At 54.3% G+C, this 25335-nt stretch carries 23 protein-coding genes; 3 read left to right on the forward strand and 20 right to left on the reverse strand.

Going from position 1 to position 25335, the window contains the following annotated elements; genetic code table 11:
- Nucleotides 1-10: 10 nt before the first annotated feature.
- The gene (gene proS / locus ACMYSP_RS08060; RefSeq protein WP_434586284.1) at nt 11-1729 is read left to right on the forward strand and encodes a proline--tRNA ligase; all 1719 of its coding nucleotides are present in this window, start codon (nt 11-13) and stop codon (nt 1727-1729) included.
- An 80-nt stretch (nt 1730-1809) separates the two neighbouring features.
- Here the strand turns inward: proS and nlpE are convergent, their stop codons facing one another.
- The 3 genes from nlpE to ACMYSP_RS08075 are packed head-to-tail and all read right to left on the reverse strand — an operon-like array spanning nt 1810 to nt 3506.
- Nucleotides 1810-2508 carry an envelope stress response activation lipoprotein NlpE gene (nlpE, locus tag ACMYSP_RS08065; RefSeq protein ID WP_434586285.1) on the reverse strand — a complete coding sequence of 233 codons (699 nt, stop codon included), beginning with the start codon at nt 2506-2508 and terminating at the stop codon, nt 1810-1812.
- A gap of 42 nt (nt 2509-2550) precedes the next feature.
- Nucleotides 2551-2964 (reverse strand): alternative ribosome rescue aminoacyl-tRNA hydrolase ArfB, encoded by a 414-nt coding sequence (gene arfB / locus ACMYSP_RS08070; protein ID WP_434586286.1) that lies wholly within the window; start codon nt 2962-2964, stop codon nt 2551-2553.
- Nucleotides 2961-3506 carry a YaeQ family protein gene (locus tag ACMYSP_RS08075; RefSeq protein ID WP_434586287.1) on the reverse strand — a complete coding sequence of 182 codons (546 nt, stop codon included), beginning with the start codon at nt 3504-3506 and terminating at the stop codon, nt 2961-2963. The genes arfB and ACMYSP_RS08075 overlap by 4 nt, the downstream gene beginning before the upstream one ends.
- 196 nt (nt 3507-3702) lie before the next feature.
- Between ACMYSP_RS08075 and ACMYSP_RS08080 the strand changes: the two genes are divergently transcribed.
- Together ACMYSP_RS08080 and rof are read left to right on the forward strand one after the other, a co-directional pair.
- On the forward strand, nt 3703-3903 hold the full coding sequence (locus tag ACMYSP_RS08080) for a YaeP family protein (protein WP_123757397.1): 201 nt from the start codon (nt 3703-3705) through the stop codon (nt 3901-3903).
- On the forward strand, nt 3890-4150 hold the full coding sequence (gene rof / locus ACMYSP_RS08085) for a Rho-binding antiterminator (protein ID WP_123757398.1): 261 nt from the start codon (nt 3890-3892) through the stop codon (nt 4148-4150). The genes ACMYSP_RS08080 and rof overlap by 14 nt, the downstream gene beginning before the upstream one ends.
- A 15-nt stretch (nt 4151-4165) precedes the next feature.
- Here the strand turns inward: rof and tilS are convergent, their stop codons facing one another.
- The 17 genes from tilS to frr all read right to left on the reverse strand — a co-directional run bounded on the left by tilS (nt 4166) and on the right by frr (nt 25221).
- A complete protein-coding gene (tilS, locus tag ACMYSP_RS08090) occupies nt 4166-5467 on the reverse strand; it encodes a tRNA lysidine(34) synthetase TilS (protein WP_434587044.1) in 1302 nt (433 codons plus the stop codon).
- Nucleotides 5468-5536: 69 nt separating this feature from the next.
- On the reverse strand, nt 5537-5926 hold the full coding sequence (locus ACMYSP_RS08095) for a VOC family protein (RefSeq protein WP_434586288.1): 390 nt from the start codon (nt 5924-5926) through the stop codon (nt 5537-5539).
- Between the two features lie 60 nt (nt 5927-5986).
- Nucleotides 5987-8125, reverse strand: coding sequence for a lysine decarboxylase LdcC (locus ACMYSP_RS08100; protein ID WP_434586289.1), 2139 nt, complete (start codon nt 8123-8125; stop codon nt 5987-5989).
- A gap of 114 nt (nt 8126-8239) precedes the next feature.
- Nucleotides 8240-9199: an acetyl-CoA carboxylase carboxyl transferase subunit alpha gene (accA, locus tag ACMYSP_RS08105; protein WP_045859732.1), complete on the reverse strand. Its 960-nt coding sequence runs from the start codon at nt 9197-9199 to the stop codon at nt 8240-8242.
- A gap of 12 nt (nt 9200-9211) precedes the next feature.
- On the reverse strand, nt 9212-12694 hold the full coding sequence (gene dnaE, locus ACMYSP_RS08110; protein WP_434586290.1) for a DNA polymerase III subunit alpha: 3483 nt from the start codon (nt 12692-12694) through the stop codon (nt 9212-9214).
- Nucleotides 12695-12731: 37 nt separating this feature from the next.
- Complete coding sequence (gene rnhB, locus ACMYSP_RS08115; RefSeq protein WP_434586291.1) at nt 12732-13328, reverse strand: ribonuclease HII; 597 nt, start codon at nt 13326-13328, stop codon at nt 12732-12734.
- Nucleotides 13325-14473: a lipid-A-disaccharide synthase gene (gene lpxB / locus ACMYSP_RS08120; RefSeq protein ID WP_434586292.1), complete on the reverse strand. Its 1149-nt coding sequence runs from the start codon at nt 14471-14473 to the stop codon at nt 13325-13327. The genes rnhB and lpxB overlap by 4 nt, the downstream gene beginning before the upstream one ends.
- The gene (gene lpxA, locus ACMYSP_RS08125; protein ID WP_434586293.1) at nt 14473-15261 is read right to left on the reverse strand and encodes an acyl-ACP--UDP-N-acetylglucosamine O-acyltransferase; all 789 of its coding nucleotides are present in this window, start codon (nt 15259-15261) and stop codon (nt 14473-14475) included. The genes lpxB and lpxA overlap by 1 nt, the downstream gene beginning before the upstream one ends.
- Nucleotides 15262-15264: 3 nt before the next feature.
- The gene (gene fabZ, locus ACMYSP_RS08130) at nt 15265-15720 is read right to left on the reverse strand and encodes a 3-hydroxyacyl-ACP dehydratase FabZ (RefSeq protein WP_004858132.1); all 456 of its coding nucleotides are present in this window, start codon (nt 15718-15720) and stop codon (nt 15265-15267) included.
- 170 nt (nt 15721-15890) lie between these two features.
- The gene (gene lpxD / locus ACMYSP_RS08135) at nt 15891-16916 is read right to left on the reverse strand and encodes a UDP-3-O-(3-hydroxymyristoyl)glucosamine N-acyltransferase (protein ID WP_434586294.1); all 1026 of its coding nucleotides are present in this window, start codon (nt 16914-16916) and stop codon (nt 15891-15893) included.
- Nucleotides 16917-16919: 3 nt separating this feature from the next.
- A complete protein-coding gene (gene skp, locus ACMYSP_RS08140) occupies nt 16920-17405 on the reverse strand; it encodes a molecular chaperone Skp (RefSeq protein ID WP_123757406.1) in 486 nt (161 codons plus the stop codon).
- A gap of 122 nt (nt 17406-17527) precedes the next feature.
- Complete coding sequence (gene bamA / locus ACMYSP_RS08145; RefSeq protein ID WP_434586295.1) at nt 17528-19957, reverse strand: outer membrane protein assembly factor BamA; 2430 nt, start codon at nt 19955-19957, stop codon at nt 17528-17530.
- A gap of 31 nt (nt 19958-19988) precedes the next feature.
- The gene (gene rseP, locus ACMYSP_RS08150) at nt 19989-21341 is read right to left on the reverse strand and encodes a sigma E protease regulator RseP (protein WP_434587045.1); all 1353 of its coding nucleotides are present in this window, start codon (nt 21339-21341) and stop codon (nt 19989-19991) included.
- An 11-nt stretch (nt 21342-21352) separates the two neighbouring features.
- A complete protein-coding gene (gene cdsA / locus ACMYSP_RS08155; RefSeq protein WP_434586296.1) occupies nt 21353-22210 on the reverse strand; it encodes a phosphatidate cytidylyltransferase in 858 nt (285 codons plus the stop codon).
- Nucleotides 22211-22222: 12 nt separating this feature from the next.
- The gene (gene ispU / locus ACMYSP_RS08160) at nt 22223-22981 is read right to left on the reverse strand and encodes a (2E,6E)-farnesyl-diphosphate-specific ditrans,polycis-undecaprenyl-diphosphate synthase (RefSeq protein WP_434586297.1); all 759 of its coding nucleotides are present in this window, start codon (nt 22979-22981) and stop codon (nt 22223-22225) included.
- 251 nt (nt 22982-23232) lie between these two features.
- Complete coding sequence (ispC, locus tag ACMYSP_RS08165; protein ID WP_434586298.1) at nt 23233-24435, reverse strand: 1-deoxy-D-xylulose-5-phosphate reductoisomerase; 1203 nt, start codon at nt 24433-24435, stop codon at nt 23233-23235.
- 228 nt (nt 24436-24663) lie between these two features.
- A complete protein-coding gene (frr, locus tag ACMYSP_RS08170) occupies nt 24664-25221 on the reverse strand; it encodes a ribosome recycling factor (RefSeq protein WP_004858114.1) in 558 nt (185 codons plus the stop codon).
- Nucleotides 25222-25335: the final 114 nt, after the last annotated feature.

Consider the following 25335-nt stretch of genomic DNA (forward strand, 5'->3'; position numbering starts at 1 on the left):
CCGTAACAACATGCGTACTAGCCAATACCTGCTCTCCACTCAAAAGGAGACACCTGCCGACGCCGAAGTCATCAGCCATCAGTTGATGCTGCGCGCCGGGATGATCCGTAAGCTGGCCTCCGGGTTGTACACCTGGCTGCCGACCGGCCTGCGCGTCCTGAAAAAAGTCGAAAACATCGTGCGTGAAGAGATGAACAACGCCGGTGCTATCGAGGTGTCCATGCCGGTGGTTCAGCCAGCGGATTTATGGCAGGAGAGCGGTCGCTGGGAGCAATACGGTCCGGAACTGCTGCGCTTCGTTGATCGTGGCGACCGTCCGTTTGTCCTTGGCCCGACGCATGAAGAGGTCATCACTGACCTGATTCGTAACGAGCTGAACTCGTACAAGCAGCTGCCGCTGAACTTCTTCCAGATCCAGACCAAGTTCCGTGACGAAGTTCGTCCGCGCTTTGGCGTGATGCGCTCGCGCGAGTTCCTGATGAAAGATGCATACTCTTTCCATACTTCTCAGGAATCGCTGCAGGAAACCTACGACGCGATGTACACCGCGTACAGCAAAATCTTCACCCGTATGGGTCTGGATTTCCGCGCGGTACAGGCTGACACCGGCTCCATCGGCGGCAGCGCATCGCATGAGTTCCAGGTTCTGGCACTGAGCGGCGAAGATGACGTGATCTTCTCCGACAGCTCTGATTTCGCCGCCAACATCGAGTTCGCAGAAGCCGTTGCGCCAAAAGCGCCGCGCGCCGCTGCCACCCAGGAGATGACCCTGGTCGATACGCCGAATGCGAAAACCATTGCTGAGCTGGTTGAACAGTTTAATCTGCCGATTGAAAAAACCGTCAAAACGCTGCTGGTTAAAGCCGTTGAAGGTGGAAGCTACCCGCTGGTTGCGCTGCTGGTACGCGGCGACCACGAGCTGAACGAAGTGAAAGCGGAAAAACTGCCGCAGGTTGCCAGCCCGCTGACCTTCGCGACCGAAGACGAGATCCGCGCCATCGTTAAAGCAGGCCCTGGATCGCTGGGCCCGGTGAATATGCCGATTCCGGTGGTTATCGACCGTACCGTTGCCGTCATGAGCGATTTCGCTGCCGGCGCAAATATCGATGGCAAACACTACTTTGGCATCAACTGGGATCGCGACGTCGCCACCCCGGAAGTCGCGGACATCCGTAACGTGGTCGCAGGCGATCCGAGCCCGGATGGTCAGGGTACGCTGCTGATTAAACGCGGCATCGAAGTCGGTCACATCTTCCAACTGGGGACCAAGTACTCCCAGGCGATGAACGCATCCGTACAGGGCGAAGACGGCCGTAACCAGGTCCTGACCATGGGTTGCTATGGTATTGGGGTGACGCGTGTCGTTGCGGCAGCCATTGAGCAGAACTTTGACGATCGCGGTATCGTCTGGCCTGATGCCATTGCACCGTTCCAGGTCGCAATCCTGCCAATGAACATGCACAAGTCTTACCGTGTGCAGGAACTGGCTGAGAAGCTGTATGCTGAACTGCGTGCTCAGGGCATTGAAGTACTGATGGACGACCGTAAAGAGCGTCCGGGCGTCATGTTTGCTGATATGGAGCTGATTGGTATTCCGCATACCATCGTGCTCGGCGATCGTAACCTCGACAACGACGATATCGAATATAAATATCGTCGCAACGGCGAGAAGCAGCTGATTAAAACCGGTGACATCGTGGACTATCTGGTTCGCGCTATCAAAGGCTAATTCCGCTGATGAATGTAAAAGGCCCCGCAAATGCGGGGCCTTTTTTATGTCCGTGGTACCAGCAATACGGCCATTGCTGGTTACTGATTACAGTCTTTACCGGGGACAAATTTAATGTCTTTATCCGCCTTCAGGGTTTTCACCATTTCACCGCTGTCAGGGTTGGCTTCCAGGGTAAAGTGTCCGTCCACCACCAGCAGAACCGGATGCGTTTGGTTGCCGCGAGCGGCCGCATAATCGCGTTCCAGCTGAGCATTGTTCGCCACCGCAACCCGCTTACCGGTTGCACAGTCGGTGAAGGTCGCCGCATCCGCCATATAGAAATACATGCCACGCATGGTCATCGGCGTGGTTGGCAGACTGGCTTTAACCGATTTCAGGGTATAGTTCAGCGTCGACTCAATCGGATTGCCTTCACGATCGAGCATATCCAGCGAGTCCCCCTTCGCCCGGTAATAGGATTTCTCGCCTTTGCTGTCGGTCAGTACCAGCTTATCCGCAGTCCGCGCCCAGGTGCCGTATGAGGCAAATGATGACGGCTCACGGTTGACCCCTTGATAGCGCTCGTTCATCACCCAGCTACCGTCTTTTTCGAGGAACAGCGTGGTTTCGATGCCTTCACAATCAGCGCAGGGCAAAACACCGCGCCAGCTTTGCTGCATCGGCTTCAGCTCTTCCATCGGCGCTGGCTGCAGCGTTTCAACATCCGAACGATGGTTACAACCAAATAGCGCAAAGAGCGAACACGCCGCTGCCACTGAGAGTACGATTTTCTTCACTGTTAATTCCTTATAATCCATTCCACCGGTTCGCCTTAGCGCTTACTGACGAACTTTCCCACGCAGTGCTTTGACTGAGGATTTTTGCGCCTTCGAGGCAAGGCGCCGCTCTTTTGACGCCCGGGTCGGCCGGGTCTCACGACGGCTTTTTTGCACTACGGTTAATTCTTTAATTAACGCAACCAGACGAGACAGTGCCGCTTCGCGATTCATTTCCTGGCTGCGATATTCCTGAGCCTTAATAATAACCACACCGTCGGCAGAAATTAAGTGGTGGCTGGCGGTCAGCAGGCGTTCTTTATAATACTCAGGCAGGCTTGAAGCTTTAATGTCAAACCGCAGATGGATGGCGGTTGACGCCTTATTGACGTGCTGACCGCCCGCGCCCTGCGCGCGGATCCCCGAAAGAGTCACCTCTTCATCGGGAATAGCAACGCTGCGGCTAATCGTAATCATGCTGACGGTTGCCACGCCGTCAGATTAATTTCCAGATTATTCTTAGCATCCGATAACCAGATGCTGCCGTCCTGGATCGTGGCCTGTAATACCATCGAGCGATCGGCAAATGCGCTGAGCTGGGCCAGTTGAGCATCATCCAGATACCACACCGTCAGCTTACTGAACTGTGCCATTTTGCTCTTATTTTGCTGCCACCAGATTTCCGCCGCCCGGCTATTGTAGGTAAACAACACCACTTCCTGCGAACGCGAGCAGGCTTTTTTTATCCGGCGCTCATCCGGCAAACCGAGTTCAATCCACAGATCAACGCCGAGATGATCGTTGAGCAACCATAGCTCAGCCTCATCATCAGACGACAGGCCACGGGTAAACTGCAGTCGCTCGTCGGCATATTTGATCCACGCCAGCAGGCGTAACATCATGCGCTCCTGGGTTTCCGACGGATGCTGTGCCAGCGTCAGGCTGGCATCCAGAAACTGGTTACGATCCAGATCGGCGACGTTCACCGTTGCCTTATAAATTGTCGCTTTCAGCGCCATGAATAAACTCCCGAAAAAAATGGCGTACATTGTAGCGAAACTCACGACAAAAGGCTGCCGACAATCCGCGGTCCCCTTTTCATCCTGCTGATATTGCTTAAATGACTATGGTATAGTCACCTTGCTAAACAGAGTGTATCTTCGTAGGCTTAAACTTGCATCCCACGGTTGAGTCAGCATACTGACAGGAGGGAATGTGGAGCAATATTGTGAGTTAATACGCAAGCGATATGCGGAAATAGCCAGCGGAGACCTGGGGTATATCCCGAATGCGCTGGGTTGCGTGTTGAAAGTATTGAATGAAATTGCGGCGGATGAGGCCCTTTCGGAGTCAGTCAGGGAAAAGGCCGCGTATGCGGCAGCAAACTTACTGGTGAGCGATTATGTCAATGAATGATACTTATCAACCCATCAACTGTGATGATTATGACAATCTCGAGCTTGCCTGCCAGCACCATCTGGTGCTTGTTCTGACGCTCAAAGATGGTGAGCAGTTGCAGGCTAAGGCAACCGATCTTATCTCACGCAAAAATATCGAGTATCTGGTAGTGGAACTGAGCGGGAATGCTCGTGAGCTACGTCTGGATAAAATCGCCAGCTTCAGCCACCCGGAAATCGGTACCGTGGTGGTGAGTGAGTCCTGAATAAAAACGGGTGGCTCAGCCGCCCGTTTTCCTCCATATCAGCTGTATCCCTTCGCCATCACCCACTTCCCCTTCACGGGTAACAAACAGCGCATCTGCGGCCGCAATCAGCGTATCGCCGTAAAACAGCAGCGGCGTGGTATCGCGACGCCAGGGGGCGACGCCTAATTCCTGCCAGATTTTTTTCAGCTTACGGCCGCCGTGACGACCGACAATATGCAGATGGCCGCTGGCACGAAAGCGTACCGTCACCGCCTCTTCCGGACGCGGCCTACGCAACGGCCCACCGGTATGCAATGCCAGTTCTCCCAATCCTTCCGGCAGCGCTAATGGCTGACGGTAATCGGGCCACGGCACGGTGAGTTCGGCCTGACCCGGCAGGAATCTCACCCACCACAGACGCTGCTGATAGCGGCGTACGGAAAAGTCCCCAAGCCGCAGGCAGGGAAATGCATCTTCACGCGCCAGGGCCACTTCACGCCAGATACGCTCCGGTACCTCACGGGAGGGCATCGGCGCGCTCTGTCCTGCCAGCCATCGCCGCAGCAGCGCTGCGCGCCGCGGCGCACTCATGGCGATTAGCGGTTCGATAGCCAGCGAGCTATCCGCGGCCACCAGCTTTGCCAGATCTTCGGCAAGCAGTTCATCCAGCAACTGTTCCTGCTCGCCGCACAGCCCGGCGCTGCGGGCCACCGCTTCACTAAAGTGAGGCCAGCGTGCATTCAGCTGCGGGACCACGCGCAGACGAAGAAAATTACGATCGTAGGCATCATCCTGATTGCTCTCATCCTCAATCCACTGGAGCTGATGGCTTAGCGCCCACTGCAGCAGCGCCTCGCGGCGGCAGTTCAGCAACGGACGCAGCAGACGGGTGCCGGCGAACTCAGAGGATGCCGCCATCGCCGCCAGTCCGGTCGGGCCGCTGCCTCGTTTGAGCGCCAACAGGAAGGTTTCACACTGGTCATCAAGATGCTGAGCGGTTACCAGCACCTCGCCCGGCAGCAACGCCGTCCGGAAAGCCTGATAACGCGCCTGTCGGGCATGCGCCTCTACACCGAGCCCCTCATCAGCAAGGGTCACACGCTCAACCAGCAGCGGCACCTGCCACTGCTGGCAAAGCTGCTGGCAGTGCGCCACCCAGCTATCGGCATTGGCGCTCAGGCCATGGTGGATATGGATAGCCCGCAGCTGCAGCGTCGGGTCCCGCTCGCGCCAGCAGACCAGCTGATGTAGAAGTACCGTCGAATCCAGGCCGCCGCTGAAGGCGACTAAAAACTGGCGGTACGGTTGAAGGCGTTGCGCAATATCGGGCGTCATCATCATGATAGTGCTGGCTGGGGAGAGATAGTCCGGCACGTTACCGGGCAGGACGTTCTCTGACAAGGGCTACTGTTGATAAATCTCGAGCGGCAGGCCGTCGGGATCGCTAAAAAAGGTAAAGCGCTTACCGGTGAAAGGATCGACACGCACCGCTTCACAGGCCACGCCGTGTGCCTCAAGATGGACAACCGCCGCATCGATATCATCCACGCTAAATGCCAGATGACGAAGGCCACAGGCTTCCGGGCGGCTGGGTCGGGCCGGCGGGAACGGGAACGAGAACAGCTCAATCACATATTCGCCGTTCAACGCCAGATCGCCCTTCCAGGAGTCACGCGCTTCGCGGTAGAACTCGCTCTGCAATGTAAAACCCAGGATGTCGCAGTAGAAGGCTTTGCTCTGCGCATAGTTGGTGGCGATGATGGCAATATGGTGAACCCGTTTTAAACCCAGCATATCTACTCCTTCTGTTATTACTGACCAGGTTACTCGCGCCGCTCATCACGGCGCAAGCCGTTAGCCATTTTTTAAGACTCGTACCCGGTATACGCCATCCTCATCACGCTTCGCTCCGTGGATATCCGTTTCAAATCCGGGATAATGACGGCCAATTGAACAGAGCATTAGCAGGAAATCGAGTACCGTCCGGCTTTCTTCGGTAATCATCTCGCCGGGCATCAGCAGCGGCACGCCCGGCGGGTAAGGCAGAATCATATTCGCTGAGATGCGACCGACCAGATTTTCCAGCTCAATGGTTTCCACTTCGCCTTTAATTTGCCGCTGCCAGGCCTTATTCGGCGTCATCTTCATTTCCGGCAGAACATCAAAGGCGCTGAGCATCAATTGCGGTAGCTGATGTTGGCGGATCAGACGGTGGATCCCCTGCGCCAGATCCTGGATGCGCATGTTGCGGTAGAAGTCGGGATCTTCTGCGTAGAGATCCGGCAGCATGTTCTTCACCCGCAGGTTAAGATCGTAGGCGCGCTTAAACTCGGTCAGGCCGCGCAGCAGCCCCATTGCCCGGGTTTTATCTATACCGATACTGAACAGAAACAGCAGGTTATACGGGCCGGTTTTCTCCACCACCACGCCACGCTCATCAAGGAATTTTGCCACCAGCGCGGCAGGAATACCTTCATCATCCATCTTGCCTTGTTCGTCCATACCCGGCGTCAGGATCGTCACCTTCACCGGGTCGAGGAACATATGATCGTCGTCAGCATCGCTAAAACCGTGCCAGCTCTCACCACTTGCCACTGGCCAGCACTGCGCCTGTTCGATGTCTTCCGGTTGCCAGATATCAAAGAACCAGCCGTCAGACTCTTCGCGCAGGCGCTGAACCTCTTTGCGGAAGTCGAGTGCCCGCTCAATTGAACGCTGAATCAAACGTTTACCGGAGTTGCCACGCAGCATCGCCGCTGCGGTTTCTATCGAGGCGACAATGGGATAGCTCGGTGACGTTGAGGTATGCATCATAAAGGCTTCATTAAAGGTATCTTCATCGTAGCTACCTTTAATATGAATAAGCGAGGCCTGCGACAGCGCTGCCAACATTTTATGCGTGGATTGCGTTTCGAAGATCACCTTACCGGGAATGCGATCGCCGCTCATTCCGCTCTTCCCGTGGTAGATCGGGTGGAAGTGGGTATAGGGCACCCAGGCGGAATCAAAATGGATCGACGGCACATCCAGCGTCTCTTTGATCCAGGTGGTGTTATAGAGCAGGCCATCATAGGTGGAGTTGGTGATCACCGCATGCACCGGCCACGCGGCGCCCCCCGTCCCGTTAACCTTTTGTTGAATGCTGTCGCGGGTGAATTCGCGTTTCGGTATGCCGCCAAGAATGCCCAGCGCATTGCGGGTCGGTTTCAGCCACAGCGGAACGACATCGCTCATCATCAGCAGATGGGCCAGTGATTTATGACAGTTACGGTCGATAAGCAGCGTGCTGCCAGCCGGCGCTGAGTACATGCCAACAATCTTGTTCGAGGTCGACGTCCCGTTGGTCACCATGTAGCTCTGTTCCGCGCCAAAAGCGCGAGCGATATACTCTTCCGCTTCCAGATGCGGGCCGGTGTGATCAAGCAACGACCCCAGCTCGGTCACCGAAATAGAGACATCGGCTTTAAGCGTATTGCCGCCGAAGAAGTCATAAAACAGGCAGCCAACCGGGCTTTTCTGGTATGCACTTCCCCCCATATGCCCCGGCGTACAGAAGGTATATTTTCCCTCCTGCACATAGTTGAACAGCGCTTTGGTAAACGGCGGCGTGATGTTATCCAGATATTCACGGGTGTACTGGGCGATACGTGTGGCTATCTCTGGTGCCAGGCCCAGCGCATATTCGAAGAACCACAGCGTCATCCGCAGATCCTGGCTGCTGACGTCCATCGTCGAGTGCGCGTTGATAAAGGCATAAAGCGGGAGGTATTCGTTCAGTTGATTGATATCGCTGCACAGATCGACGTTGTACTCATCCCAGTCAAAGATGACTCCGCAGATCCGAGGATTATGTTCAATAAACTGCAGCAGGTCGGCGCTGTTTTGCGGCCAGATGGTCTGAAAGCCTTGCCGTTGCAGGGCAGCTTCCAGCTCTTTGATCGGTTCGTCTTTATGGTAGACGCCGTGTGGCCCCATGATGGCGATGATATTCACGCTTTCCTCCTGGAATTAACCTAAGTCAGGCATCATATCAATCGCGCTGGCGTATGGCACATAAAAAAGGGGTCGGAAAATCCGACCCCTGATATGCGTTAAGCCGGGAGATTATCAGGCGTAACCGTAGCTCATCAGGCGCTGATAGCGACGGTTTAACAGCTCTTCTTCGCTCAGCGTATCGAGATCCGCCAGATCGGCCAGCAGCTGCGCCTTCAGGCTTGCCGCGATGGCTTCCGGGTTACGATGCGCACCGCCCAACGGCTCCGGAATAATAGAGTCGATAAGCTTCAGCTCTTTCAGGCGCGGGGCCACGATCCCCATCGCTTCGGCAGCCAGCGGGGCTTTATCGGCGCTTTTCCACAGAATGGACGCGCAGCCTTCCGGTGAAATAACCGAGTAGGTGCTGTACTGCAGCATGTTGACCTTGTCGCCAACGCCGATCGCCAGTGCACCACCGGAGCCACCTTCACCAATCACGGTGCAGATGACCGGAACGCTCAGACGTGACATTTCACGCAGGTTGCGAGCAATCGCTTCAGACTGGCCGCGCTCTTCTGCGCCGACGCCCGGGTAAGCCCCTGGGGTGTCGATAAAGGTGATGATCGGCATTTTAAAACGCTCGGCCATCTCCATCAGACGCAGTGCTTTGCGGTAGCCTTCCGGTGCCGGCATCCCGAAGTTGCGACGAATTTTTTCTTTCGTTTCGCGCCCTTTCTGATGGCCGATGATCATCACCGGACGCCCGTCCAGACGTGCAATGCCCCCGACAATAGCTTTGTCGTCAGCGTAAGCACGGTCACCAGCCAGCTCGTCAAACTCGTCGAAAGCCAGGCGGACATAATCCAGGGTGTACGGGCGACGTGGATGGCGAGCCAGTTGAGCAACCTGCCATGCACCAAGATCGGCGAAGATTTTGCGCGTCAGTTCTACGCTTTTCTCACGCAGACGATGCACTTCTTCGTCGATGTTAATATCGAGTTTCTCATCCTGACGGCTTACTGCAGTCAGGGAATCGATTTTCGCTTCCAGCTCTGCAATCGGCTGTTCAAAATCAAGGAAATTCAGACTCATAGTATTCCTGTATTAGTCAAACTCCAGTTCCACCTGCTCCGAGCCGATAAGGCCACGCAGATCGTTGAGTAAACGATCGCTCGGAGAGACGCGCCATGTTGCACCAAAACGCAACCGCGCGCGTGCATCCGCCCTCTGATAATAGAGGTGTACTGGAATAGTTCCCGAACGGTGGGGTTCCAGAGACTGACGGAGTCGGTTTAAAAGCTGGTCATCAATTTGCCTGTCCGTCAGCGAGATAGCAAGCCCGCGAGCATATTTTTCCCGGGCTTCGTCAATGTCCATCACTTCACGGGCGGTCATTTTAAGCCCCCCGCTAAAGTCATCAAAGCTGACCTGTCCGCTGACGATAAGTATGCGGTCTTTTTCCAGCAATTGCTGATATTTATCCAGCGCGTCGGTGAATAACATCACCTCCAGACGCCCGGAACGGTCATCCAACGTACAGATACCGATACGATTACCGCGCTTGGTGACCATTACCCGCGCGGCAATCACGAGCCCCGCCGCCGTGGTTACTTTACCACGATCGGTCGGATGCATGTCTTTGAGTCTCACGCCACCCACGTAGCGCTCAATCTCTCTCAAATACTGGTTGATGGGGTGCCCCGTCAGATACAGACCGAGCGTTTCCCTTTCACCGTCCAGCACCACCTGCTCCGGCCACGGCTGACAGTTGGCATAAGATTGTTCGATCTGTTCCGGCTCTTCTGCCAGCACCCCGAACATATCTGCCTGACCAATCGCCTCGGCTTTCGCATGTTGATCGGCGGCCTTCAGCGCATCACTCAGCGAATTCATTAACGCCGCACGATGCGGACCGAGGCGGTCAAATGCCCCGGACATAATCAATTTTTCCAGTATCCGACGGTTCAGTTTTTTGATGTCGGTACGGGCGCACAGGTCAAACAGCTCGCGGAAATAACCGCCCTCGTTACGCGCTTCAATAATCGCTTCAATGGGGCCTTCGCCGACGCCTTTAATCGCGCCGATGCCGTAGACTATCTCACCGTCGTCATTGACGTGGAAATGGTACAGCCCGGAGTTAATATCCGGTGGCAGGATTTTCAGCCCCATTCGCCAGCATTCATCCACCAGCCCGACCACTTTCTCGGTGTTATCCATATCTGCGGTCATAACCGCCGCCATAAATTCGGCTGGATAGTGCGCCTTTAACCACAGCGTCTGGTATGAGACCAGCGCGTAGGCAGCCGAGTGCGATTTGTTAAACCCATAACCGGCAAATTTCTCTACCAAGTCGAAGATTTTCATCGCCAGCTCGCCGTCGACGCCGTTTTTCTTCGCCCCATCCTCGAAGGTCCCGCGCTGCTTGGCCATCTCCTCGGGTTTTTTCTTACCCATCGCACGACGCAGCATATCCGCGCCGCCCAACGTGTAGCCAGAAAGCTCCTGGGCGATCTGCATGACCTGTTCCTGATACAAGATGATGCCATAAGTTGGCTCAAGTACCGGTTTCAGGCATTCATGTTGCCACTGTACGTCAGGGTAAGAGATCTCCTCGCGGCCATGCTTACGGTCGATAAAGTTATCTACCATCCCCGATTGCAGGGGGCCGGGGCGGAACAGCGCCACCAGGGCGATCATATCCTCAAAGCAGTCAGGCTGCAGACGCTTGATCAGGTCTTTCATGCCGCGCGATTCAAGCTGGAACACCGCGGTGGTTTCCGAGCGCTGCAGCATGTCGAAGCTTTTCTTGTCATCCAGCGGGATCGCCGCAATATCCAGCGGCGCTTCGCCTTGCTTCTCCCGCCGCTTGTTGATCATCTCCAGTGCCCAGTTGATGATGGTCAACGTACGCAGACCGAGGAAGTCAAACTTGACCAGCCCGGCATATTCAACGTCGTTTTTATCAAACTGGGTGACCGGATGCAGCCCGGCTTCATCGCAGTACAGCGGGGCGAAATCGGTAATTTTGGTTGGCGCGATAACCACGCCCCCGGCATGTTTACCGGCGTTACGCGTGACGCCTTCCAGTTTGCGCGCCATGTCGATCAGCGCTTTCACTTCTTCGTCGGCTTCGTAGATTTCCGGCAGCTGCGGCTCAGCCTCAAAGGCTTTTGCCAGCGTCATGCCCGGGTCTGGCGGCACCAGTTTTGAAATACGGTCAACGAACCCGTACGGGTGGCCAAGCACGCGCCCCACGTCACGGATAACCGCTTTCGCCGCCATCGTACCGAAGGTGATGATCTGCGATACCGCGTCGCGGCCGTACATGTCCGCCACGTGTTCGATAACCTGGTCGCGTTTCTCCATGCAGAAATCGACGTCAAAGTCGGGCATTGAGACACGTTCCGGGTTGAGGAAACGTTCGAACAGCAGATCGAACTCCAGCGGGTCCAGATCGGTGATTTTTAAGGCGTAAGCCACTAATGAGCCGGCACCAGAACCACGGCCAGGCCCGACCGGCACGCCGTTATCCTTCGACCACTGGATAAACTCCATTACGATCAGGAAGTAGCCGGGGAAGCCCATCTGGTTAATCACCTGGAGCTCGATGTCCAGACGCTCATCATAGGCGGGACGTTTCTCCGCACGGACAGCCGGATCCGGGAACAGGAACTCCAGACGCTCTTCCAGACCTTCTTTCGATTTCAGGACCAGAAAATCTTCTGTCGTCATCTCTCCTGTCGGGAATTGCGGCAGGAAATATTCGCCTAAACGCACGGTCACGTTGCAGCGCTTGGCTATTTCGACGGTATTTTCCAGCGCCTCGGGAATATCGGAGAACAACTCGCACATTTCGTCTTCGCTGCGCATATATTGCTGCGGCGAATAGTTACGTGGGCGCTTTGGATCATCGAGGGTAAAACCGTCATGGATCGCGACGCGGATCTCATGGGCATCGAAGTCGCCGGTTTCGAGGAAGCGGACATCATTGGTGGCCACAACCGGCAACCCGCGCGCTTCGGCGAGCTGCACGGCGGCATGTAAATATGCCTCTTCATCGGCACGGCCGGTGCGGATAAGCTCCAGATAGTAGCGGTCCGGGAAATGTTCTTCGTAGAAAGCGACGCACTGTTCGACCAGCGGCATATTGCCACGCATCAGGCTGATACCGACGTCACCTTTGCGGGCGCCGGACAGCAAAATCAGCCCTTCCTGGTGTTCAATCAACCAGTCGCGATCAATATAGGGCCCCAGCGCGCCATAACCACGCTGATAGGCGCGGGAAATCAGCAGCGTCAGGTTCTGATAACCGGTATTGTTGGCCGCCAGAACGGTTAATTCGGTGAACTCATCACCCATCAGCTCGCTCTGGACGTGAAAATCCGCCCCGACGATCGGTTTCAGCCCCGCGCCATGTCCCGCGCCGTAGAACTTCACCAGACCACACAGGTTAGTAAAATCGGTGATCGCCAGAGCAGGCATGCCAAGCGCGGCCGCCTTTTTCACCAGCGGCCCGGTTTTTGCCAGCCCATCGATCATGGAATAGTCGCTATGCACCCGTAGGTGGACGAAACGTGGTTCAGACATCTTCAGATTCCGGTTTACTTATTTCTCGACACAAGAATCAGGACGCAAGGCCCAGCGCGCGTTTTACCGGGCCAAAACTACGCCGATGGTGTTCGGTTGCGCCATGTTCGATCAGTTTTTCCAGATGGAAAGCGGTAGGATAGCCTTTATGCTGTGCAAAGCCATATTGCGGAAATTCGAGATCCAAAGCGGTCATTTCCGCATCGCGCACGACTTTAGCCAGAATAGACGCTGCGCTGATTTCTGCCACCCGGCTATCGCCTTTGACCACCGCCTGAGCAGGTATCGGCAGCGACGGGCAACGGTTGCCATCAATTAGCACAAACTCCGGCACCACAGTCAGGCCAGCAACGGCACGCTGCATTGCCAGCATCGTTGCATGAAGGATATTTAGCTCATCAATTTCATGGGGTTCCGCGCGACCCAGACTCCAGCACAGTGCCTTTTCTTTGATTTCGTCGAACAGCGCCAGTCGACGCTTTTCGCTTAATTTTTTCGAGTCGTTGAGGCCCACAATCGGCTTTTCCGGGTCAAGGATCACCGCGGCGGTGACCACCGCGCCAACCAACGGCCCACGGCCGACTTCGTCAACGCCAGCCACCAGGTGGGTATGTGGGTAAACAAACTCAATCATTTTGCTAGCTCCAGTACTGCATCCGCTGCCTGCTCATCGGCATTGCAACGAATCTGTTGATGCAGCGCCCGGAAGGTGTCGTGCATGTCATGGCTGGTCTTGCCATCAGCCAGCAACGGCCGCAGCGCATCGGCCAGTGACTGCGGCTGGCACTCGTCCTGCAGCAGCTCTTTCACCAGTTCCCGCCCGGCCAGCAGATTCGGTAAGGAGACATAGTCGGTTTTCACCAACCGTTTCGCCAGCCAGAAGGTAAACGGCTTCATGCGATAGCCCACGACCATCGGGCACTTCGCCAGCATACACTCCAGTGCCGCGGTACCGGAGGCCAGCAGAGCCGCATCGCTGGCAATCATCGCATCACGCGCTTGTCCATCCAGCAGATGTACCGTGAGCTCCGGTGCCGTTTCCGCTTTAATGCGTTCAAACTGCTCCCGGCGTTTCGCATTCACCAGTGGTACCAGTACCTGCAGGTCGGGATAGTCTTCGCGTAAAATCTGCGCGGTTTTCAGAAAGTCGGCACTGAGCATTTCCACTTCAGCACCACGACTGCCCGGTAGCAGCGCCAGGCAGTGGACATCCCGGGCAATACCTAAACGCTCACGTGCGGCGTTTTTGTCCGGATCCAGCGGCATCGCATCAGCCATGGTGTGGCCGATAAACCGGCAGGGAACGTTAAACCGGTCATAAAACGCTTTTTCGAAAGGCAGAAATGCCAGCACCAGATCGGTCGCTCTGCCAATTTTGAAAACGCGTTTTTGGCGCCATGCCCACACTGACGGGCTGACGTAATGAATGGTTCTGATGCCCTGTTTTTTCAGGTTACCCTCAAGGGTAATGTTAAAATCAGGCGCATCAATCCCAACGAACACATCGGGCTGCAGCTCGGTAAACCGTCGGGTCAGGTCGGCGCGAATATGCAGCAGGCGGCGCAGTCGTCCGAGCACTTCAACAATGCCCATCACGGCCAGCTCTTCCATTTCGTACCAGGCTTCACAGCCTTCGGCCTGCATAAGCGGTCCCGCCACGCCAACAAAGCGAGCATCGGGGATACGTGCTTTGAGCGCGCGGATCAGACCTGCACCAAGAATATCGCCGGAGGTTTCTCCGGCGACAAGGGCAATCGTCAGGGGACGCTGTGCAGACATTAACGAATCAGGCCGCGTGTAGAACGGGCGAAGAAATCGACAAATGGCTGTACTTCAGGGTGCTGAGCGGCCAGCTCGGCGATTTCCGGTTTGGCTTCGTCCAGCGTTTTGCCGCTGCGATACAACAGTTTATAGGCGTTACGAATTGCGGTAATCGCTTCGCGGCTAAAGCCACGGCGCTTCAGGCCTTCAATATTGACGCCATACGGCGTCGCGTGGTTGCCCTGAGCAATCACGAACGGCGGTACGTCCTGTGCGACGCCGGAACAGCCGCCTACCATGACGTGCGCGCCGATGATGCAGAACTGATGCACTGCGGTCATGCCACCGATGATAACGAAATCATCCAGTGAAACATGCCCGGCCAGCGTGGCGTTATTCGCCAGAATACAGCGGTCGCCGACCGTGCAATCGTGTGCAACGTGCGCGTTGATCATCAGCAAGTTATCGCTGCCCACCTTCGTTAATCCACCGCCCTGTACTGTGCCGCGATGAATGGTGACGCTTTCGCGAATGCGGTTGCGATCGCCAATTTCCACCCGGGTCGGTTCGCCAGCGTATTTCAAATCCTGGTTAACTTCACCGATGGAAGCGAACTGATAGATCTCGTTATCACGACCAATTTTAGTGTGGCCATTAACAACAACATGAGACTTCAGTACGGTACCTTCGCCGATTTCGACGTGAGCACCAACAATACAAAACGGGCCAATGTGAGCGTTAGCACCAATAATGGCGCCCTCTTCCACAATGGCAGTAGGATGAATAAAGGCGGTTTTATCAATCACGTATCAGGCCTCCCGGCTACGCGCACACATCATCGTTGCTTCGCAAACCACTTTACCGTCAACCAGTGCCACACCTTTGAAACGCGTCAGGCCACGGCGGGTTTTCTCGAAAGTGACTTCCATAATCATCTGATCGCCAGGTACTACCGGACGTTTGAAACGCGCTTCATCAATCCCCGCGAAGTAATACAGTTCGCCAGGTTCGAGTTTACCCACGCTTTTAAATGCCAGAATCCCGGTGGCCTGAGCCATCGCTTCCAGAATTAACACGCCAGGTAAAATCGGCTTACCAGGGAAGTGCCCCTGGAAAAACGGCTCGTTAACAGAAACATTTTTTACTGCGCGCAGAAAACGGCCTTCTTCAAAATCCAGCACACGGTCTACCAGCAGGAACGGGTAACGGTGAGGCAGAAGTTCCAGAATCTCTTCAATATGCAGAGTATGAGTTTCAGTAGTCAAAATACTCTTCCTGTCTAAATATACTAAAATGCAATAATAACACGGCCTGCTGCAATCTTATGAATGCAACAGGCCGAAAATTTTTACACATCATCTCTTAGGCCACATCGTTGTCAGCAGCAACCGCCGTTACGATATCGCTTACATGATGCCGTGTGTTAACAGAGACGTTAATCTTGCTGATTAACCTTCCGTTCGATTGATTTGAGACGTTTGCTTATCTCGTCAATGTTCATCACCAACGCTGCTGTTTTACGCCAGACTTTGTTCGGCTGCAGCGGAATACCTGATGAATAGACGCCAGGCTCGGTAATAGGACGCATCACCATACCCATTCCGGTAACGGTGACTTTATCGCAGATTTCCATATGCCCGTTGATGACGCTCGCGCCGCCGATCATGCAGTAACGGCCAATTTTCAGGCTGCCTGCCATGATCACGCCACCAGCAACGGCCGTATTGTCGCCAATCACAACGTTATGCGCAATCTGGCACTGATTATCAATAATCACGCCATTACCGATGACGGTATCATCCAGCGCGCCACGGTCAATGGTCGTACAGGCACCAATCTCCACACGATCGCCAATAATCACGCGACCTAATTGTGGGATCTTCACCCAGTTACCACGATCGTTGGCATAGCCGAAGCCATCTGCGCCAATCACCGTACTGGACTGAATCAGGCAATTCTCACCGATCTCAATCTCATGGTAAATGCTCACGTTGGCCCACAAACGGGAGCCTGCGCCAATTTTGGTCTTTTTACCGACGAAGCATCCGGCACCAATCACGACGTTATCGCCAAGCTCAACATCAGATTCGATAACGGCATTCGGGCCAATCGCAACGTTTTTACCTAGCTTCGCCGTGCTATCAATCACCGCGCTGGGTGCGATATTCTGCGCCGGCTGCGGCGTAGTATCCAGAATTTGAGCCATGCGCGCGTAAGTCAGGTAGGGGTTACGCACTACCAACGCGGCGCCTTGGGCAAAAGGTAAATCGTCCTGCGTCATCACGACGGCAGAAGCCTGGCATGCGGCCAGGTGTTCACGGTATTTAGGATTTACCATGAACGTAATATGGCCTGCTTTGGCAGTCTGCATGGACGCAACACCGGTGATGACGATATCGCCATCACCGTGTAATTCTGCATCCAACTGCTGCGCAAGATCAGCCAGTCGAATTGAAGGCATTACTTATTTAACCTGTTTCAGCACATCAGCGGTGATGTCTTTCACATCGCTGCTGTTGTATGCAACGGCATTAGAATCAACAACCAGGTCGATGCTCTGGCTGCTCGCTACGCTTTTCACAGCGGTCTGGATACGGTTAACCAGTTTGCCACGTTCTTCGTTGGAACGACGTGAACGATCCTGCTCAAAAGACTGTGCCTTCTGAGAGAAAGTCTGGCGCTGAGCCATAACGTCTTTTTCCAGCTTGGTACGGTCGGCACCCGGCTTCATAGACTGCAGACGCTGCATTTTGGACTGCAGGTCGCCTTCCATACGCTGCAGCTCGCTTGCGCGGCCTTTGAACTCGTTTTCCAGCGTATTAGAAACACCCGTTTTCTGGGCTACCTGTTGGAACAGGCTGTTCATGTTAACCATTGCAATTTTATCTGCCGCCTGCGCGGAAGTTACCATTGCCAAACCCAGACCTGCAGCTAATAACCACTTTTTCACAATTAACTCCTTACCATCCCATGAGTACCCAGGGGTACCGTTATTTGCGTGGCCAGGCGATAACCGCGGTTATCGCCTAAAGTCAGCGCTATACTGCACTTACATTCCTTTGCTGCCCACAATTACCAGGTTTTACCAATGTTAAACTGGAACTGTTCGGCTTTGTCTCCCTCGTACTTTTTAAACGGTTGGGCGTAGGAGAAGACCAACGGCCCCAACGGCGACATCCACTGTACCGCAATACCGGCGGACATACGGATGTTGCTCGGGTCACCGTAATCCGGATAACCCGCGTAAGCGCTTGAATCCCAATGTGTATCCCACACGGTACCCATATCCCAGAAGAACGAGGTACGGACCGAGTTAGCATACTTATCGCTGATAAATGGTGTAGGAGTGATCAGCTCAAGGCTGGCCACAGCCATGGCGTTACCGCCCACCGCATCATCCGATTTACACGGTGCAGATTCAGTGCTCTTACAGTTGCTGTCATAGTTGTCATCGTCATCATGACGATTGCTGGCCGGGAAATATACCGCTTTCGGGCCAATGGTGTTCGACTGGAACCCACGAACGGTGCTTGAACCACCGGCGTAGAAGTTCTCGTAGAACGGCATCTCTTTACCGCCAATACCGTCACCATAACCGAAGCGAGTACGTCCCAGCACAACCCACTTGTGGTCGTTATCGATCGGTACGTAGGTCGCTGTATCCAGCGTAGCTTTGTAGTATTCGTTATCAGAACCTGGAATGGTCACTTTACCATTCAGGTTGACTCGCGAACCTTCCGTTGGGAAGAAGCCACGGTCGAGTTTGTTATAGGTCCACCCGTAGTTGAAGGTGAAGTCGTTCGCGCTGAATGAGTTATTATCATCCGTCGTGCCCGGATTCTGACCCATTGAGTTCAGGTAACGCCACATTGACACCTGCGGCTGCATGTTGGACAAGGAGTTATGGACATAACCCAGGCCTGCACGCAGGGTGTTGTATTCGTTAACCGGGAAGCCCAGCGTGACGTCTGTACCATAGCTTTTGTTGGTATAGTCAGACAGGTCCGCATCATTCGCGTCGAAGTCGTTATAGAAGATACGACCACCGAGGCTCACGCCATCCACGGTGAAATACGGGTTGGTTACCGACAGTTCAGTATAGGTCTGATAATCGTTTTTGGTGCCGTTAATTCCAACGGAATAGCCGGTACCTAACCAGTTGTCCTGCTGAACGCCAGCCTGGAAGCTTACGCCACTTTCCGTACCGTAACCGATACCGAAGTTGAAGCTACCGGTGTTACGTTCTTTGACCTTATAGACAACATCAACCTGATCCGGGCTACCTGGCACGCGCTGCGTATCGGTATCTACCGTTTCAAAGTAGCCTAAGCGATTCAGACGATCTTTACCCTGATCGACCATATCGCTGCCCAGCCAGGCCCCTTCCATCTGACGCATTTCGCGACGCAGAACGGAGTCTTTTGACGTGTCGTTGCCTTCGAAGCGAATTTTACGCACGTAGTAGCGGTTGCCCGCATCAACATTGACGTGCAGCTTCACGGTCTTATCGGTATCGTTGATTTCCGGCTGGGACTGTACGCGCGGATAGGCGTAACCGTAGCGACCGAGGAGTTTCTTAATATCATTCTCCATTTTGGTCACTTTGGCACCGTTATACAGCTCGCCCGGTTCCACCTTGGTCAAGGCTTCGATTTCCGCCGAATGACCTGCCAGATCGCCCGTCACCTGTACACCAGAAAGCTTGTACTGCTCGCCTTCTGTAATGTTGACGGTGATGTAGATGCCTTTTTTATCTGGCGTCAGGCTTACCTGCGTGGAGTCGATGTTGAAACGTGCGTAGCCGCGATCCAGATAGTAGCTGCGCAGGGTTTCGAGATCCCCTGCCAGTTTCTGTTTCTGGTATTTACGGTCGCCGACCACGTTCCACCACGGCACTTCATCACGCAGCTGGAATGTTGAGATCAGTTCATCGGTGCTGAATGCATGGTTACCGACAATGTTAATCTGCTGGATTTTCGCCGAAACGCCTTCCTGGAACACCAGTTTCAGGTCGACACGGTTACGTGGCAGCGGTGTGACGACAGCTTTTACGCTGGCGCTGTATTTACCGACGCTGTAGTAGAAATCTTCCAGCCCTTTCTCGATATCAGCAAGCGTCGTGCGGTCAAGAGATTCCCCGACACGAACACCGGATGCCTCAAGGTTTTGCTTGAGCATGTCATCCTTCACCGATTTGTTACCGGAGAAGGTGATGCTGGCAATCGTTGGGCGCTCTTTCACCTGCACCAACAGGGTATCACCATCGCGCAGGACGCGGACGTCCTCAAAGTTGCCAGTGGCAAACAGAGCACGGATGGTGTTACTGATATCATCATCGGTTACCGTATCGCCAGGACGCACTGGCATACTGAGAAGGGCCGCACCAACAGCGACACGCTGCAAGCCTTCGAAATGAATGTCCTTCACCACGAACCCTTCAGCACCGTATACGGTTGCGCTGCTAAACAGCAGCGACGCTATGAGCAACTTTTTCATCGCCATCGTTATTATGCGTTCTTCCTAACAAACTCTCTTACAACCGAGAGAAATCATTGAAAAGTGCAAGCCCCATTAACAACACCAGCAGTATTGAGCCAATGCGATAACTAAAGTCTTGAACTCGCTCGGATACCGGCCCGCCCTTCAGCTTTTCAATTGCCAAAAACAGCAGGTGCCCCCCGTCCAGGACGGGAAGCGGGAACAGATTGATTATTCCGAGGTTCACGCTAATCAGCGCGAGGAACATCAGATAATAAATCAACCCAAACTCCGCTGACATTCCAGCCCCCTGGGCGATAGAAATCGGCCCGCTGAGGTTGTTCAGTTTGACATCACCGGTTATCAATTTACCCAACATCCTGACCGTCAACGACATCAGTTGCCAGGTTTTATCCGTGGCTTCAGCAATGGCCGCAAACGGCCCATACTGACGCACTGTCTTATATTCATCGGGCAGCGGAATGACCTTTGGTACCACTCCTGCAAACCCTTCAGTCTTACCTTTCGCGGACTTCGTATCCGGCGTCAGCGTAACAGATAAGGGTGTCCCCTGTCGCTCAATGTCCAACACCAGCGCCTTGCCTGGGTTGTCACGCACCAGGTTAACGAACATCATCCACTGCGTTAACGGCTGACCATCGACTTTAACGATCCTGTCGCCCGCTTGCAAACCAGCCTTCTTCGCAGCCGAGTTTGCCTGTACTTCAGCCAGCACCGTATCAATCTGCGCGCTACGAGGCTGAATACCTAACGACGTTACCGGATCTTGTTTATCCGGTTCGAAAGCCCAGTGTCGCAGATCGAGGATTTTATCCTGACGCTGGCTGCTGCCGAAAGGGGCGACCGAAACTATTGTTTGCTCATCACCAATCTTCGTCACCAGCGCCATACGCACGGCATCCCAATCAGGCGTTTCGATGCCATCTATCGCTTTAAGTTCCGTTCCTTTTGCAATTTGTGCGTGCGCGGCAATCGAATCGGGTACTATTTCGCCAACGACAGGGCGAACACCAGGGACGCCGATAATAAAGACCAGCCAGTAGGCAAAGATGGCAAAAATGAAGTTGGCGATAGGCCCGGCGGCGATCACCGCCGCCCGCTGACCGACGGTTTTGTTGTTAAACGCGTAGTGTCGCATCTCAGGTGCCACCGGCTCGACGCGTTCGTCGAGCATCTTGACGTAACCCCCGAGTGGGATAAGCGCGATGACGAATTCAGTCCCCTGCTTGTCGTATCGTCGCCATAACGCTTTGCCAAAGCCAATGGAGAAGCGTTCAACGCGAACGCCACAGCGACGAGCCACCCAGAAATGACCAAACTCATGCACGGTAATCAATACGCCCAGCGCAATGATAAAGGCAGCCAAATTCCAGAGTACGCTTAGCATAAAACCTTCCGTCAAATCGTCCTGAAGACCAACAATAGCAAACAGGCAAACACCGGTACCGCCGCCGTCAGGCTATCGATACGATCCAGTATTCCACCGTGTCCGGGAATCAGATGACCGCTATCCTTAATGCCGGCCTCTCGCTTAAACATACTCTCTGTCAGGTCACCCAGTACTGATGCCAGCGCGGCTACCACCGAACAAATCAGCAGTACCGTTGGGGTCACATCGAGATTTGCCCACAGACCGTAGGCCCAGGAGATCACTGCGGCGGTCACCAGGCCACCGAAGAAACCCTGCCAGGTTTTCCCCGGAGACACCTTCGGTGCCAGCTTGTGCTTACCGAACAACTTGCCAAACATATAGGCACCGGAATCGGCACCCCAGACAAGAATCATCACGTACAGCAACCACAGCGCGCCGCTGTAGTGATTATCGGAATAGTGCCATGCGCGCAACGCCAGCATGCCCCAGAAAAAGGGAACGATAGTCAGAATGCCGAAGATCAGGCGCAGAACTTTTGAGTTTCGCCAGAATGCAGCAGATGCCGGGTAAGACAGCACCAGCAGCAGCGCCACAATCCACCAGCCAAACGATGCCCACAGCGATCCCTCAACCAAAGGTTGATGAACGTCATAGTGGTATTCTGGCATCAGGAAAAGCATCAACGCTAACAGCAAGCCGCAAAGCAGCGCCAGCCAGATGCGTTGTGAGGTAGAAGTGAAACCGCTAAATTGTCCCCATTCCCATGCCGCGAGCATGCAGACAACCAGCGTGACAATAGCGAAACCCGCCGGCGGCAACAGAAAAAGCGCCGCAATCACCGCGGGAATTAAGACCAAAGCCGATATCAGGCGATACTTCAGCAAAAGTGACCCCCATCAGGCATGATTGCCACCCGGCTCAGTGCCGCCGAAACGACGCTCTCGATTAACAAAGGCATGGAGTGCACCTTCAAAGTCCTGTTCAGCAAAATCGGGCCAAAGAACATCGGTAAAGTAAAGTTCGGCATAGGCAATTTGCCAAATCAAAAAATTACTGATGCGATGCTCTCCCCCGGTCCTAATAACTAAATCTACAGGTGCCAGCTCATGCATACAGACCTGCTGACTCAGCATGTCTTCGGTGATCTGTGCGGGCTGAAGTAACCCTTTCTGTACCTGTTCAGCCAGTTGGCGGACGCCCTGAGTAATATCCCAGCGCCCACCATAGTTCGCTGCAATATTCAGCGTTAAGCCCGTGTTGTTTTCCGTCAACGCTTCCGCTTTGCGGATACGCTCCTGTAAACGGGAATTAAAACGCGTTGTATCGCCGATGATCCGCAAACGGACGTTGTGCCGGTGCAGACTTTTGACTTCGCTATCCAGTGCCCAGACAAACAGTTCCATCAATGCCGTGACTTCCTGCGCGGGACGGTTCCAGTTCTCACTGCTGAATGCGTATAGCGTCAACGCTTCAATACCATTGTTCGCCGCGAAAGAAACCGCACGACGAACCGATTTCGCCCCGGCTTTATGGCCGAATGCGCGAATTTTTCCTTGTTGCTTAGCCCAACGACCGTTGCCATCCATAATAATGGCGACATGACGGCAGCCATGAGCAAGCGCCCCTTCGCTGACAGTGTGATTAGCAGACAACATATATGCGTTTTAAGTCCATAATAAGGATTAGCCAAGCCACTAAACGCAAGCAACAGGTCAGCGCTGTATACGCATTTTTATCCAGTGCCGAAGCTGCAGCTAATCGCAGAGAACAACCAAAAGCTTTACGCAAAAAAGCCGTGTTTTTCCACGGCCACCGCAATCTATTACATCAATATGCAACGATTGGGTGGCGCAGACTATATCACCGAAGCCCAGCGCCCACAAATATCACAGCGTGTCGCTGAGGTTCAGACCCGCGTTATCAGATGTTTAATCTGTTGCTGTGCGCTCACCCTGGCATGGGCGTCAATGGCCAGCACTTCCTCAATGCTTTGAGGTTCATCCAGCGTCAGTCGATCCAGCACGGCCTGGTTGATCGCAGCAATATCGGTGAAGCGAATTTCTTGCGCCAGGAAGGCGGCCACGGAGATTTCATTGGCCGCATTCAGCGCCGTAGTCGCCGCCTGACCATGCTCAAATGCATCCATCGCCAGTTTCAGACAGGGGTAACGTCCATAATCCGGCGCGGAAAAGCTCAGGTGACTCAACTGGCAGAAATCTAACGCTGGTACACCGGAATTGAGGCGTTCTGGCCACCCCATCGTATGGGCGATAGGCGTGCGCATGTCTGGTTCTCCAAGCTGCGCAATAACGCTACCGTCAAGATAACGCACCATAGAATGGATCACGGACTGCGGGTGAATCAGCACTTCCATCTGCCGGGCCGAGGCATTGAACAACCAGCGGGCTTCGATATATTCCAGCCCCTTGTTCATCATGGTGGCGGAATCCACGGAAATCTTGCGTCCCATTGACCAGTTAGGATGGCGACAGGCCTGATCTGGCGTCATTGCAGCCAGGTCGGCTATTGCTGTCTCCCGGAAAGGACCACCCGAACCGGTCAGCAGAATCGACGAAACGCCATTCTGCGTTAAATCAGCGTATCCAAGATTATGTTGAACGGTTACCGGCATACTCTGAAAAATGGCGTTATGTTCACTATCAACGGGTAATAAACGCGCGCCGGACTGCTGCACCGCATCCATAAACAGACGCCCGCAGGTCACCAGCGATTCTTTATTTGCCAGCAGTACCGTTTTACCGGCACGAATTGCCGCCAGCGTCGGCACCAGTCCTGCAGCACCCACGATCGCGGCCATCACCTGATCAACGTGCTCCATCGCAGCAACGTCAGCGGCAGCCTGCTGGCCGCTCAATACTTCAGTACGGCTACCGCTTTCACGCAGCCGGATGCGCAACATATCCGCACTTTGCGCATCGTCCATGACCGCGTAGCCAGGGGAGAATTCCAGACATTGTTCAACCATGCGGTCGACATTTTTCCCCGCGACCAGCGCGGCGATGGAAAAGCGTTCGGGGTTATGGCGCACCACATCCAGCGTGCTGCATCCAATTGAACCGGTCGAACCGAGAACGGTTAATTGCTTCATGAGATGTCCAGAAGAATTGAGACAGGATAAAAAGAAAAACGCCGCCAGCAAGCCCTTACACATCAGTAATATGGGAATGGTTTTGCACAAGATCGCCTTTAACAAGCGTTAAAGGCAACCCGTTTAACTCATTCCCAGGAACTAAGCGTTCGGTCTTCTGTACGGCGTTTCAGACTTGACGACCGCAGCCCATCAGCAGTGATGCGCAGCAGTCGCTTTAGCAGAGAATCAGAACTGCATCAGTTCCGCTTCTTTATCTGCCAGCGCCGCATCAACTTTCTTAATGGCGGCGTCAGTCATTTTCTGCACGTCGTCCTGAGAACGGCGATCGTCATCTTCGCTGATCTCTTTGTCTTTCAGCAGCGCTTTGACTTTGTCGTTGGCATCACGACGAACGTTACGTACTGACACGCGAGCCTGCTCGGCTTCTGCGCGTACGATCTTGGTCAGATCTTTACGACGTTCTTCCGTCAGCGGCGGCAGCGGTACGCGAATGTCGGTACCCGCGGAGCTTGGGTTCAGGCCGAGGTCAGAAGCCATGATGGCTTTCTCAACGGCCGGGCTCATAGAGCGATCGAACACGTTGATTTTCAGAGTACGTGAGTCTTCTACCGTTACGCTTGCCAGCTGACGCAGCGGCGTCGGCGTGCCGTAGTATTCCACGACGATGCCATCCAGCAGGCTGGGAGAAGCACGACCCGTGCGTATTTTGCTGATTTGGGTTTTGAACGCTTCGACGCATTTTTCCATGCGTACTTCAGCATCTTTTCTGATATCGCTAATCACGTTACGAATCCTTGAAAACTTGTCTCAGACAGACCAGACGGTCGCTCACCGCAAAAGTGAGCTAAGTATAGTCAGGTTTAATGCAAATCACCGGGCAATACGCCCGCGAAAGTA

Source organism: Klebsiella sp. R390, from assembly GCF_051131745.1.
Classification (GTDB): domain Bacteria; phylum Pseudomonadota; class Gammaproteobacteria; order Enterobacterales; family Enterobacteriaceae; genus Klebsiella.